Here is a 14,110-nt window from a genome sequence, read left to right on the forward strand (position 1 = left end):
CGGGTTAATTCAATAAGAATACTAGCATGAAAATGACCACCCCACAAATAACCAAAACCAGTATAGGAGCCGTGCGGTGTATCCGCACGGCCCTCCTGCTGGCTGTATGTTTCCTCCTGACCCTAAGCGGGCTGCAGGCACAATCATTCGGGCAAAGCCAGCTGAATTTCAACGGGAACGGCGGCGTCAGCCAGGGCACTTCCCTAATGTTCGGCCCGGACGGGCGCCTGTACGTCCTGCAGCTAAACGGGACCATCGACATCTTCACCATCCAGCGCAATGGGCCGGACGACTATGTTGTGGTAGCCAGTGAGGAGCTGTTGCTGGTCAAGAATATCCCCAACCACAATGACGATGGATCCTCCAATGCCGGGAACAACCGGGAGGCCACCGGGATTACCGTGGCCGGGACGGCGACCAACCCTGTCATTTATGCGACCTCCAGCGATTCGCGGGTGGGTGGCCCCAGCGGCGACCAGAACCTGGATACCAATTCCGGGGTGATAACCCGCATTACCTGGAACGGCAGCAGCTGGGAAGCGGTTGATATCGTACGCGGCCTGCCGCGCTCCGAAGAAAACCATGCCACCAATGGGCTGGAGTTTGTTACGGTAGGGGGCACCGATTACCTCATCGTCGCTTCGGGAGGGCATACCAACGCGGGAGCCCCGTCCGACAATTTTGCGTGGACCACCGAATATGCCCTTTCGGCGGCCATCCTCTCGGTGAACCTGACCATGCTGGAGTCCATGCCCATCCTCAACGATGGGGTACGGAACTACATTTATGACATCCCGACCCTGGACGACCCGGAACGGGCCAACGCAAATGGGATAACGGACCCGGACGCCCCGGGTTATGACGGGATAGATGTAGACGACCCCTGGGGAGGGAACGACGGTCTTAACCAGGCTATGATTGTTCCGGGGGGCCCGGTACAGATCTTCTCGCCCGGGTACCGGAACTCTTATGATCTGGTGGTTACCCAGGATGGGAAAGTCTACGCCACGGATAATGGGGCTAATGGCGGTTGGGGCGGCCTTCCCATAAATGAAGGTACCGCAAACGTGAACAACGACTACGACCCCTCGGAACCCGGCAGTTCTTCCGCCGTCGGTAATGAGCAGGTCAACAACCAGGATCACCTTACTCTGATTACAACGGATATTCAGAGTTATACCTTCGGGAGTTTCTACGGCGGGCATCCCACCCCGGTGCGGGCGAACCCGGCAGGGGCAGGGCTTTTTACCAACCCGACTGCAAATGCAAACTCCGGTTCTGTGTTCCGGACACAGACCTATGACCCGGATGGGTCCACACCAGGCTCCACTACAAACCCGGCCATTGCGCTTCCGGCCAACTGGCCTCCGGTACCCGTGGCCCTGGCCAACCCCGACGAGGGGGACTGGAGGGGTCCGGGCATCAACAATCCGGACGGGCCCAACGACATCCTGGTGACCACCTGGGGGACCAATACCAATGGAATTGACGAATACACCGCATCCAACTTTGGTGGGGCCATGCAGGGCAACCTGTTGGCTGGTACCAATGGCGGCGTCCTGAGAAGGGTCGAGCTCGATGCCAGCGGCAACCTTCTGAATCTGACGAATAACTTCCTTTCCAACCTGGGCGGAAATGCGTTGGGGATTACCTGTAACAGCGATTCTGACCCTTTTCCGGGTACGATTTGGGTGGCACCCTTTAATGGTTCCATCGTGGTCCTGGAGCCCCAGGATTTCGTGATTTGCATCCTCCCGGGAGAGGCTGGGTACGATGCCAATGCCGACAATGACAGCGACGGGTACACCAACCAGGATGAGATCGACAATAAACTCGTGGGGCAGACCGACGAGCAGCTTATCTGCAATGGAGGGAACCAGCCTAACGATTTCGACAAAAGTGCCGGGGGGACCCTGGTTTCCGACCTGAATGACGCAGACGACGATGCAGACGGTATCCCGGATGCTGCAGATCCCATGCAGCTGGGCGACCCTACAGACAATGGCTCAGACGCCTTCAACCTGCCTGTACTCAACGACCTGTTTTCGGACAACCAGCAGCTTAAAGGCTATTTTGGGCTTGGGTTTACGGGCCTGATGAACAATGGGGATACCGGGGCCAACTGGCTCAACTGGCTGGACCGCCGGGACGACCCGGCAGACCCCAACCCCAATGATATCCTGGGGGGGGCTACCGGTTCCATGACCATGCAGATGACAGCAGGGACAGCCCTTGGTTCCGCCAATTCCCAGGAAAAAGCGTTCCAATATGGCGTCAACGTCAGTACGGCCACCGGCGCTTTTACCGTGGAAGGCAGGCTGTTCAATTTTTCGGATAACCTCCAGCTCTACCACCCGGATTCCCCAACAGGGGGTGAACTAGGTCTGTTTATCGGGGATGGAACCCAGAGTAACTACATCAAGATTGTCATTACCCAGGCCGGGATTACAGCCTTGCAGGAGCTCAATGATGTACCGCAAACCCCCATCTCTGTTACTGTGCCCACAGGAAGCCGTCCGGGGAACGAAGTATTCTTCTATTTTGTGGTCAACCCGGGCAGTGGGGATGTTACCCTTCAATACAAGTTTGATACAGGTCCTGTACAAACCCTGGGCACCCTTACAGCAGGGGGAGCGATCCTGTCCGCCATTCAGAATGCCTCTAACCCCCTCATGGTAGGGTTTATCGGCTCCTCCAACGCTGCAGGAGAGGAAGTGGAAGGTACCTGGGACTACCTGAATGTACAGGGCAGCCAGCCAACTATTGAGGCGGCAATCCCGGATATCAGCGTTCTTACAGGCGCTTCCCCGACCTCCCTTACACTGGCGGATTACTTTTCCGATGATGGTGGTGATGGGAACCTGACCTATACCATAGAAAACAATAGCAACCCGTCCATAGGGGCGGTTATCAACGGGGGTGCTCTTAACCTGACTTTTCCCGGGGCACCGGCCACCTCCCAGATCACGGTCCGGGCCACGGATACCCAGACCCTCTTTGTGGAACAGACCTTCACCGTGGAAGTCTCGGACGAGCCGGTTCCTATATTCCGGATCCGGGCCAACGGGGCTACCCTTACAGCAACGGATGCCGGGAACCCGGACTGGATCGGGGTAACGGCCACCGGGGCCCAGGGAGGTACTGCCAACGGGATTACCTGGAACGTAAACACCGGAAACCACTCCACCCATAACATCCCTGCGGTGGATGCTTCCGTACCGTCCTATGTACCCCTGGCGCTCTTTGCCAACGAGCGTTGGGATCCGGGAACAGCTCCGGAAATGGAATGGACCTTTGCCCTGGAAAATGGGGATTACCTGGTTCGCCTCTATATGGGGAATGGCTTTGCGGGAACTTCTGCGGTAGGCCAGCGTGTCTTTGATATCTCCATTGAAGGTGCCCTGGTGCAGAATGACCTGGACCTGGTGCAGACCTTTGGACACCAGGTAGGTGGGATGCTGGAATACCCTGTAAACGTGGGTGATGGCACCCTGAATATCCTCTTTGAGCACGTTACGGAGAACCCCCTGGTAAACGGGATTGAAATCCTCTCCCTCAGCGGTGGCTTTACCCCGCCGGTGACGGTAGCCAATATTCCCAACCAGACCCATGTGGAAGGGGCGCTGATTAACCTAACCGTTGAGGCCAGTGGAGGGGATGCCAACGAAAATTTCAGTTTCGCCGCGACCGGGTTGCCACCAGGTATTGATATCGAACCCACCACGGGCCTGATCTTTGGCAATATTGCAGCGGGGGCCTTTGCCGGTAGTCCGTATGCAGTAACTGTTACGGTGAGCAAACCCGGAAGCACTCCGGTACAGGAGAACTTCTCCTGGGTGGTTCTGGACCCCTCCGTATCGGGCACTGTCCTGTACCGGGTGAACACCGGTGGGCCCTTAACGGCTTCCAATGATGCCAGCCCACAGGGCTGGGAAGAAGACCAGTCCGTGGCTACGGCCAATGGAACGGCAGCTACGGGTGCGCCTTCCCCCTATGTCAATAGCGGTGCGGAGGACCTGACCTTTGGGGCAGCTCTTCCAGGAGCCTTTGTAAATACAACAGGGTACCCGAATGCGCTCTTCCAGACCGAGCGTTACAACACCCTTCCCGCCCCGGATAACATGCAATGGGATTTTCCGGTGGCCAATGGCAGCTACACCGTAAACCTCATCTTTGCCGAGGTCTGGACCGGTGCCCAGACCGCTGGCGTGCGCGTTTTTGATGTTGCTATAGAAGGGGCGCTTGTCCTGGACGATTTCGACCAAACGGCTGTCTACGGATGGGCTACCGCAGGGGTTGAGACTTTTAATGTGACCGTAACAGACGGCAACCTGGATATCGACTTTATACAGGGCATCCAGAACCCGAATATCAAAGCAATTGAGATCCTGGCGGCAGACCCGCCCCCAACTGATGCCTGGGCGGACCAGACCGATGACGAGAACTACACCGCCCGCCATGAGTGCTCCTTTGTTCAGGCAGGGGATAAGTTCTACCTCTTCGGTGGCCGGGAGAATTCTGCCACCCTGGATGTTTACAATTACCAGAGTAAAACCTGGTCTCCCATAACCACGAGTTCCGCTCCCCAGGCCTTTAACCACTTCCAGGCGGTGGAGTATAATGGCCTGATCTGGGTGATCGGCGCCTTCAAGAACAATGCCTTCCCCAATGAGGTCCCCGCGGATTACGTCTGGGCCTACAACCCCGCCCAGGACGAGTGGATCCAGGGGCCGGAGATCCCGGCGGCCCGGAAACGCGGTTCGGCCGGTTTGGTGGTGTACAACGACAAGTTCTATATCATTGCCGGGAACAATGACGGGCACGATGGCGGGTACGGTACCTGGTTCGACGAGTTCGACCCGGCTACCGGTACCTGGACCACCCTCCCGGATACCCCAAGGGCCAGGGACCACTTCCACGCCGGGGTTATCGGTGATAAACTTTACGTAGCCGGCGGGCGTCTTTCGGGAGGCCCAGGAGGGACCTTCCAGCCGCTGATTGCCGAGGTGGATGTATTCGACTTCACCACCGGTACCTGGTCTACCCTCCCGGCAGGGCAGAACCTGCCCACGCCAAGGGCTGCTGCGGCTACTGCCGTCTTCCAGAATGAGCTCTATGTCATTGGGGGGGAGATCGAGGACGACCTCGGCGGAAACCCTGTAGACGATGCTGTAAAGACTACCGAATCCTATAATCCGTCAAACGGGACATGGACCACCCGGGCAGACCTGATTACCGAACGCCATGGGACCCAGGCCATCGTATCCGGCAGCGGCATCCACGTAACAGCAGGTTCTAATAGCCTTGGCGGCGGGGGCACCATGAAGAACATGGAGGTTTACGGGACCGACAACCCCAGCGGAACCCCCATCACGGCGGGTCAGCTGGGCGTGGCCGCTTCCCAGGTAGTACCCGCGGGAGCAACCGCCTCCCTGACCCTGACCCATACCGGGGGCAACGCGGCGATTATCCTCACCGGGGCCTCTCTCTCCGGTCCCAACAGCGGGAACTTCCAGGTCCTGACCGACCTGGGCTTCCGCATGATCCCGCCCGGGGGCAGCCTGCAAGTGAGTTTGAGCCATACCGGTGCAGCCGAAGGCGAAACAGCAACCCTGACGTTTAACTACGACGGGGGCAGTACTTCCCCGGTGGCTTTGAGTTCGGGAGCGGCTTCTGCCACCGTGCTCTACCGGGTCAATACTGGCGGCCCTTTAACGGCAGCCACGGATACCCCAAACCCGGACTGGGAGCAGGATGAAGGTAATTTTGGAGCTGCCACCAACTCCCCGTATTTATCGGGTGCGAGCTCAACTACCGGGACTTTCGACCAGACTTCGGCAAGCGCGTACCAGGGGCCTATTGTAATGACGGACCCTTCGTTGCCGGCAGGGACGCCGAGTACCCTCTTCCAGACCGAGCGATTCGATGCCCTGGAAACCCCTGAAATGAACTGGGCTTTCCCGGTTGCAGCGGGGACCACCGTTGAGGTGCGGCTCTATTTTGCCGAGCTCTTCAACGGGATCACCGCGGCCGGGCAGCGGGTATTTGATGTTTCTGTTGAGGGAGCGATACCCCCGGTCTTCGACGATATAGACCCCTTTGCCCGAAACGGGGCCCTGGGCGCCTTTATGCTGAGCCATACCGTTACCGTAACCGACGGGACCCTGAACCTGGAGTTTCTCCACGGGGTCGAAAACCCGAGCGTCAAGGCTATTGAAATCCTCGATGCCGGTGGGTTTACAGGCAATACGCCGCCCGTGGTGACTAATCCCGGCCCACAGCAGGGCGTAGACGGCGATGTGGTTAGCCTGCAGGTCCTGGCCAGTGACACGGACCCTTGCGACGGGTTGACCTACAGTGCCACGGGGCTGCCCCCCAACCTGTTCATAGACCCGGCTACCGGCCTGATTACCGGAACCTTGCAAGAAGGCTCCGGATCCGGGGTGGCGGGTGCCTACATCGAAAGCGGCGGGATCGTGATGATCGAGGCCGAAAATGATTTCGTAGATACACCCGGTGGTTGGAACCTCTTCAGCGAAAGCGGGGTCGATTATCTGGTCGCCAGTACGAACCACTTTGGTGATACCAACGGTCAGACGGTGAATTACCCCATCCAGATCAATACCCCGGGGGTATACCGGTTACACATGAAATCTGCCATTACGGGGACAGTATTCTCTGAGGAGAACGATACCTGGTTCCGGATTGTCAACACCCCTGAAGTACACTTCTTTACTGTCCTGAAAAACGCCAATGCCCTTACGGGTACGGCAGAGTTCGAAGGGATTCTGGCGGGTAACCCAACCACCAAGGAAGTGTTCTGGCCCGCAGGAAATGCCATGGGCCGTCCGGATCACGGAAATGAAAACCCCGGTGTAAATGGCTTTTTTAAAGTCTACCGTAGTGGTTCCGGTGGCAACAAATGGAGCACGGTCACTATTGATAATAGCGCCGGATCGGCAGTATATGCTTATTTCCCGAACCCGGGGAATTTCACGATCTCCATTTCCGAGCGTTCGGCAGGACACCGCCTGGACCGGTTTGCCCTCGTGCATATCGACGATGTGGCCACAGACGTGCCTTTTTCCATCCTCAACGCTACCCCGCAGTCGCAACAGGCCGTTGGGGGTACCCCAGGGGCTTCCGCCAATAGCCCGTACAATGTAACGGTGACCGCCACCGACGGTTGCGACCCGGCCCTGAGCTCCCAGGTGAACTTTAACTGGAATGTCACGGCCGAACCCGTGGGCAACCCGGAAGCTCTGGTACAGGTTAACGCCGGTGCAGGCATAGGAGCTTCCACCTTCGGGAACAACAGTTTCCTGATCTCCAATACAGGCGACGACCAGATCACCAACGTCACCATCACCACCAATACTGGGTATATGATGGATGTGGTCTTCGATCCCGTGGGTACGGCTGGGGATAATGCCGCCAAATGCCTTACCGAGGGCACAGCCTCCGTAGGGGATGTGGGGATAACCGTCCCGGCCGATGGCGGAACGGACGCAGCGGACTGCGTCAGCGTCTTTGCCCTCCCGCACAATGGCGTGAACAACGAAGAAGGCTACGACCAGCTGGTGCTGGACTTCACCAACTTCGACCCGGGTGAGGCCTTCGCCTTTGGCGTGGATATGGACCCGACCACCATTAAAGGGGATCTGAGTTCCGGCGATGCCGGTTCCATCTCTGGCTTCGAACTGATCGGGGCCACCGTGAGTATTACCTTCGGCAGCGGGGTTACCTATACAGCCAGCCTATACGACGAGGGATCGCTTGGCGGTTCCGACGTCCTGGTCAACCAGACGTCCCAGAACCTGCAGGCTCCCGCCATTGCCGTGGACGGCAATGCTTTGTCCCGGGTGGTGACCGACCCCAACCAGGTGGTAACCATTACGGGTGTGCCCAACAGCCAGGTGAGCCTGCTCCGGATAGATGGCCGGCTCTATATTGACCCGGGCAACCCGGGTGTCGGGTACGACATCGACCTTTTTGAAGCGAACGAGGCCATGGCCAAGCAATTGTACACGGCCCAGCTGGACGGATCCGGGGTGGCCCAGATTCCTGTGGTCCTGACCCAGACGGCCGGGGCTTCCGGAACGCCGAATGGCGGGCTGAACCACTTTGTGGCTGTCACCACCGCTCCAACAGGGGAGAACAGCACGGCTTCCAATATCATCGTTCTGGAATACGACCCGGATGCGGTATTCGGGCCTTCCGCCCTGGTGGAAGTTACCCCGGATGCCAGCCTGGATGCCAGTACCTTTGCCGGTAACAGCTTCCAGATCACCAATACCTCCACCGGAGGCCTGCAGATCACCTCGGTGAGCATAGACCTGAGTACCGGGATCCTTCCGGATATGGTCTTCGACCCGACCGGGGCAGGAGGGGACGCCACCGCCAGCTGCCTCACCCCGAATACTGGGGCAGCAGCCACGGGCTTTGTGGCACCAACCGACCCCTGTGCGGACCCCTTCAGCCAGCCACGCAACGGTGGGTTTGATGTCCTAACTGTGAACTTTACCGGGTTCGACCCCGGGGAAAGCTTCCAGTTTACCACGGATGTGGACCCCAACAGCATTCAAGGGGTCGCGGGAGCAGGCGCTGCCGGTGCCGTATCCGGGTATGAACTCATCGGGGCCACCGTTACCATTAGCTACAGCGATGGCTCCACCCTGACCGGCAGCCTGTACGAGGATGGAAGCCTCGGCGGCTCGCAGGTCCTGGCCGAAACCCTGCCCACGGCGCCTACCATAAGCGTCCTGGGCGTGGGCACCGGCCCGGCCACGGTGAGCGACCCCAACCAGACGGTACAAGTCACCGGAACCCCAGGGGATTATGTGTCCCTCCTGCTCATGGATTCCAGGCTGTATATCGCCTCCGGCGACCCGCCTTTCAACGTGGGGGACCCCACCTATTACGCCAACGAGGCTATGAGTGGCAAGGCCCTCTTTTCAGGGCAGATTCCGACTGGCGGCACGCTGGATATCCCGGTTACCCTACTGGCCACCGCGAGCCCGGATGCAGGTCCCGATGGCGGGTTGAACCAGCTCATCGCGGTTACCTCTGCAACCCCCTATGCCGTAGACCAGCCGGTAAGTGAGACCTCCAACGTGGTAACCCTGCTTTATGACCCGAACTTCCAACCGGCCCAGGCCACGATCAACTACACCCTCCAGGGGCGTACCGATCATACGGCCACGCTCAACGTGGAATTCTACGAAGTAGGGCAAACCACCCCGGCCTTTACCTTTACCGCAAATGGAGACAACTCCGGGGCAGCGGCCCTCAGCAACCTGCCGGAAGGGGAGTACCAGGTAGCGGTGAAGGAGGCCAAGTACCTGCAGCGGGTGGTGACGGTGACCCTGGTGGCCGGAGCCAATACAATCAACCTAGGGGAGTTGCTGGCAGGCGATGCCAACAACGACAATGCGGTTACGGCCCTGGATTTCTCTATCCTGGCAGCCACCTATAACCTGGGCAGCAGTGCCACTGGTTACGACGACCGGGCGGACTTTAACGGGGACGGGTCGGTCACGGCATTGGATTTCTCCCTCTTGGCCGGTAATTACAATGTGCAAGGAGAGAAAGTGGAGTAGCCATTTCCAATTCTAATACTAAAAAGCCCCCGGAATCCCGGGGGCTTTTTTTTATCTCTTGAGGAAAGCGGAAATCTACTCCTGCATGTTGTGGTAGACGTTCTGTACGTCATCGTCCTCCTCGATCATCTCCAGGAGTTTTTCGACATCCTCCACCTGTTCTTCGGTAAGTTCCTTGGTCACCTGTGGGATGCGGTCGAAGCCCGAGGAGCGGATTTCAATGCCGCGGGATTCCAGTTCTTTCTGGATGGCCCCGAAGGATTCGAAAGGGGCGTAGATGTGGATCCCGTCCTCGTCGTCGAAGACCTCCTCGGCCCCGAAATCGATCATGTCCAGTTCCAGTTCTTCCGGGTCCAGCCCTTCCGGGGCAATCCGGAAGTTGCAGGTATGGTCGAACATAAATTCCACCGAACCCGAGGTTCCCAGGTTCCCGTCGCATTTGTTGAAATAGGAGCGGATGTTGGCTACCGTGCGGGTGTTGTTGTCTGTGGCCGTCTCAATTAGGATGGCAATCCCGTGCGGGGCATAGCCTTCAAAAAGGACCTCCTTATAATCGCCCTGGCTCTTGTCGGTGGCCCTTTTAATGGCCCGCTCGATGTTGTCCTTGGGCATGTTCACCGCCTTGGCGTTCTGGATGACCGCCCGCAGCCGCGAATTGGAATCCGGGTCGGGCCCGCCTTCCTTTACGGCCATGACGATATCCTTCCCGATCCGGGTAAAGGCCTTGGACATGGCGGCCCACCGTTTCATCTTCCGGGCTTTCCGGAATTCGAATGCTCTTCCCATGGTACGCTTGGTTTATCGGGGACCAAAAATACGAAAACCCCGGTTCTGTTCAAGCGGGGGCAGCAGGCAAAACATCAGCTCCCGGCAATTAAGGTTTCAATGGTCCGGGCCAGGTGGAAGTCCTTCTCAGTAACCCCGCCCGCATCGTGGGTACTGAGGCGAATTTCCAGCTGGTTGTACACATTGGCCCAGTCCGGGTGGTGGCCCTGTGCCTCGCATTCGAAAGCAATGCGGGTCATGGCGGTAAAGGCCTCCCGGAAGTCCGCAAATTCGAAGGTGGTGGCTATGGCCTCCCCGGTATACTCCCAGCCGTCCAGCCCTTCCAGGGCCTGCCGGATCTGGGTTTCGTTCATAGGTTTCATAGGTGTCGTTTCCCCGGAAGGTACATAAACTGCACTATTTCCCAAAGGCTGCTACTGTGGGATATGCGCATCGATAACTTCCTGGTAGGCAAACTGCAGGTTGCGCGGGAGTTTGTTGTGCCTCGGCAGTACGGCCAGGTACCGCTCGTCATTGGTAGTGTAGACCCGCTTGAAGATGGGTTTGGCATCGCTCAGGTGCTGGCAGATTTCCAGGATAAAATCGTCATGGTGCACCAGATCCCGGGAGCCCAGGTGGTAAATACCGGTCTTGCTGCGGTTGATCATATAATGGACCTGCTGGCAGAGCTTGTCGTCCGAGGAGACGTTCATCACCAGGTTGGGGAAGACCTCAATAGGGGATGCCTCCTTCAGGGCATCGAGGATTTCCCTAATGCGCGGGGAGGAGTTCCCAAAGACCATGGGTAAACGGATGATGGCCCATTTTTCCTGGGGCAGCCGTAGCAGCATGTTTTCAATCCGGATTTTCAGCCGTCCGTAAACACTTTCCGAAAGCGTTTTATCCAGTTCGTAGGAAGGAAATTTACTGTAGGCGTCAAAGACGTTGGCCGAGGAAAGGAACAGCAGTCGGGCGTTGTGGGTGGCCAGGTATTCCGCCAGATGCAGGTGGGCCTGAATCTGGGCCCCGAAATCCCCCCGGAGCGCAGAGATGACAATATCCGGCTGCACTTCCTGCAGGAGCCGGAAGATATCGTCTTCCAGTAAATCGTAGCGCAGGTACTTGGAGTTGTCCTCAAAGCGCCGGCGCGCCGAGCAGTAGGTGGCGTAGGTGTCGAAATACCCGGAAAGCTCCCGGTACAGGGCATGCCCCAAAAATCCGCTTCCGCCCAGTATGAGTATTCGCTTTCCTGCTTCCCGCACGCCTTCTCCTTGCTGATTTCCTGTGGGTTAGCCCTTATAGAACGGGGGCCTGACCACCTGGGCCGGTACCCGGTTCTTCCGGATTTGAATGTAGATGGTGGTTCCGGGTGCGGCCATTTCCGTAGGTACATAGCCCAGGCCTATACCCTGGTTCAGACTCGGCGCCATGGTCCCTGAGGTAACCGTGCCAACGGCCGTGCCGTTGGCATCGGTAATGTCGTAGCCCTGTCTTGGGATGCCGCGTTCCAGAAGTTCAAAGCCCACCAGTTTGCGGGCAACCCCTTCGGCCTTTTGTTTTTCCAGGGGGGCTTTCCCCACAAAATCCGTAGTGAGTTTGGTAATCCAGCCCAGCCCGGCTTCCAGGGGGGTAGTGGTATCGTCAATATCGTTCCCGTAGAGGCAGTACCCCATTTCCAGGCGGAGGGTATCGCGGGCCGCCAGCCCGATAGGCTTGATCCCATAAGGGGCGCCGGCTTCCATCACCTTTTTCCAGACCTGTTCCACCTCGCTGTTCTTGCAATAGATCTCAAACCCGCCGGACCCGGTATATCCGGTAGCGGAGATGATCACATGGGGGATCCCTGCAAAATCGGAGACCTCAAAGTGGTAGAAGGGGATGGCGGAAAGATCAACCGAGGTCAGGGATTGCATGGCTTCGGAGGCTTTAGGTCCCTGGATAGCCAATAGGGAGTAGCCTTCCGAGATGTTGCGCATTTCCGCCCCGATGGCCTTATTCTGCGCACTGATGTGCTCCCAGTCCTTCTCGATATTCGAGGCATTGACCACCAACAGGAAAGTTTCCTCTTTTACCCGGTAGACAATCAGGTCGTCCACAATCCCGCCCTCAGGGTTGGGCAGGCAGCTGTACTGGGCCCTGCCCACTTCCAGCTTGCTGACGTCATTGGAAGTAACCCATTGCACCAGATCCAACGCTTTCGGGCCTTCGATGAGGAATTCTCCCATATGGGAGACATCGAAAACACCCACCCCTTCGCGCACGGTCTGGTGTTCGGCGTTTACCCCTTCGTAGGATACGGGCATTTCATACCCGGCAAACGGGACCATTTTGGCACCCAGGGCTTTGTGGACGTGGTTCAGTGCAGTCTGTTTCATCTCGGTAAATTTCTTCCGGCAAAGGTATTGAAATTCCCCCGATCCGTCCGGGGTCCGATGGGGAAATCAGCCCGCAGCGGAATCCAGCAGGAAGGCCTTGACATCTTCGTAATGGGCTACCGGAAACCATTGTTTTTCCTTGCCCATAACCGTTTGTATCTGCGGTGGGATATCCAGGCGCAGCCCCAGGGTGTTTTCCACCTCGGGCCTGAATTTGATGGGGTGGGCGGTTTCCAGGAAGATCCCGGGAGCTTCCGGATAGGTATCCCTGAATGCCTGGAGGCCCAGGTAGCCCACGGCCCCATGAGGGTCGGCCACATAACCATAGCTGTCGTACAGGGTTTTCATGGCCTCCCGCGTTTGCGTGTCGGTAAAAGCCCTGGCGCTCAGGGTGGCGGAGAGCTCGGGAAAGCGATCCCCGAAAAGCTCCCGGATCCGTACAAAGTTGCTGGGGTCGGCCACATCCATGGCATTGGAGATGGTAGGAACGGCCGGATGCGGATCATAACGTCCGGTTTGCATATAACGGGGGACGGTATCGTTGGCGTTGGTGGCGGCTATGAAATGGGCGCAGGGCATCCCCATGTGCCGGGCCAGCAGGCCCGCGCAGATATTCCCGAAATTCCCGCTGGGGACGGCAAAGACGGGTGCTGCGGCTCCAGGGCCCAGGGCACGGACAGCAAGCACGTAATACAGCATTTGAGGGATCCAGCGCGCCACGTTGATACTGTTGGCCGAGGTGAGGCGGACGGCACCCTCCAGGTCCGGATCCAGAAATGCTGTTTTTACCATGGCCTGGCAGTCGTCGAAGGTACCGCGGACCCGGAGGGCCCGGATGTTCTTCCCCAGGGTGGTTAGCTGCCGTTCCTGGATATCGCTGACCTTCCCCTCGGGATAGAGGATCACTACCTGTACGCCTTCCACCCCCAGGAAGCCATGGGCAACAGCCCCTCCGGTATCCCCGCTGGTGGCTACCAGCACGGTCACTTGCTGGTCCGAACCGGCAGAAAAATGCCCGAGGCACCTCGCCATAAACCGGGACCCCACATCTTTGAAGGCCATCGTGGGCCCGTGGTAGAGTTCCAGGGCAAATACCCCGGGGGAGACCTCCACCAGGGGAAACTCAAAGGCCAGGGTCTCCTCCAGGATGTCCCGCAACCGACCTTTTGGGACGGTATCCCCCACAAAGGGCTGCATGAGATCCAGGGCGAGGTCCGGCACCTCCATTGCCCCCAGGCCATTCCAGAAAGCGGGTTCCCGGACGGGGATTTCAGTGGGGAAATAGAGTCCCTTGTCTGGCGCGATCCCTCTTAGGACTGCCTGGTCGAAGCGGACCCGGGGGGCGTTCCCGTTTAAGCTGTAGTATTCCAT

The 14,110-nt window shown here is 58.2% G+C and carries 6 protein-coding genes; 1 reads left to right on the plus strand and 5 read right to left on the minus strand.

Translation table 11 applies throughout. The features are described 5' to 3' along the window. The first annotated feature begins 32 nt into the window (after window positions 1-32). Window positions 33-9,599: a malectin domain-containing carbohydrate-binding protein gene (locus CA832_RS07000; RefSeq protein ID WP_233131755.1), complete on the plus strand. Its 9,567-nt coding sequence runs from the start codon at window positions 33-35 to the stop codon at window positions 9,597-9,599. A 75-nt stretch (window positions 9,600-9,674) separates the two neighbouring features. On the opposite strand, the gene CA832_RS07005 is transcribed toward CA832_RS07000, so the two are convergent. From CA832_RS07005 to thrC, 5 genes are all read right to left on the minus strand, one after another. Continuing rightward, entirely contained in the window at window positions 9,675-10,385 is a 711-nt protein-coding gene (locus CA832_RS07005) for a YebC/PmpR family DNA-binding transcriptional regulator (protein WP_088340884.1), read from the minus strand. Window positions 10,386-10,459: 74 nt separating this feature from the next. Beyond that, window positions 10,460-10,747 (minus strand): 4a-hydroxytetrahydrobiopterin dehydratase, encoded by a 288-nt coding sequence (locus CA832_RS07010; protein WP_088340885.1) that lies wholly within the window; start codon window positions 10,745-10,747, stop codon window positions 10,460-10,462. Between the two features lie 51 nt (window positions 10,748-10,798). Beyond that, window positions 10,799-11,626, minus strand: coding sequence for a sugar nucleotide-binding protein (locus tag CA832_RS07015; protein WP_088340886.1), 828 nt, complete (start codon window positions 11,624-11,626; stop codon window positions 10,799-10,801). Between the two features lie 27 nt (window positions 11,627-11,653). Beyond that, a complete protein-coding gene (gene gcvT / locus CA832_RS07020) occupies window positions 11,654-12,739 on the minus strand; it encodes a glycine cleavage system aminomethyltransferase GcvT (protein WP_088340887.1) in 1,086 nt (361 codons plus the stop codon). A 66-nt stretch (window positions 12,740-12,805) separates the two neighbouring features. Then, window positions 12,806-14,110 carry a threonine synthase gene (gene thrC / locus CA832_RS07025; RefSeq protein WP_088340888.1) on the minus strand — a complete coding sequence of 435 codons (1,305 nt, stop codon included), beginning with the start codon at window positions 14,108-14,110 and terminating at the stop codon, window positions 12,806-12,808.

The organism is Robiginitalea sediminis (assembly GCF_002198115.1).
Taxonomy (GTDB): Bacteria; Bacteroidota; Bacteroidia; order Flavobacteriales; family Flavobacteriaceae; genus Robiginitalea; species Robiginitalea sediminis.

Bases quoted from the DNA above. Each gene is read 5' to 3' on its own strand.
- CA832_RS07000 (WP_233131755.1), top strand. From the start codon at position 33: ATGACCACCCCACAAATAACCAAAACCAGTATAGGAGCCGTGCGGTGT.
- CA832_RS07005 (WP_088340884.1), bottom strand. From the start codon at position 10,385: ATGGGAAGAGCATTCGAATTCCGGAAAGCCCGGAAGATGAAACGGTGG.
- CA832_RS07010 (WP_088340885.1), bottom strand. From the start codon at position 10,747: ATGAAACCTATGAACGAAACCCAGATCCGGCAGGCCCTGGAAGGGCTG.
- gcvT (WP_088340887.1), bottom strand. From the start codon at position 12,739: ATGAAACAGACTGCACTGAACCACGTCCACAAAGCCCTGGGTGCCAAA.
- thrC (WP_088340888.1), bottom strand. From the start codon at position 14,110: ATGGAATACTACAGCTTAAACGGGAACGCCCCCCGGGTCCGCTTCGAC.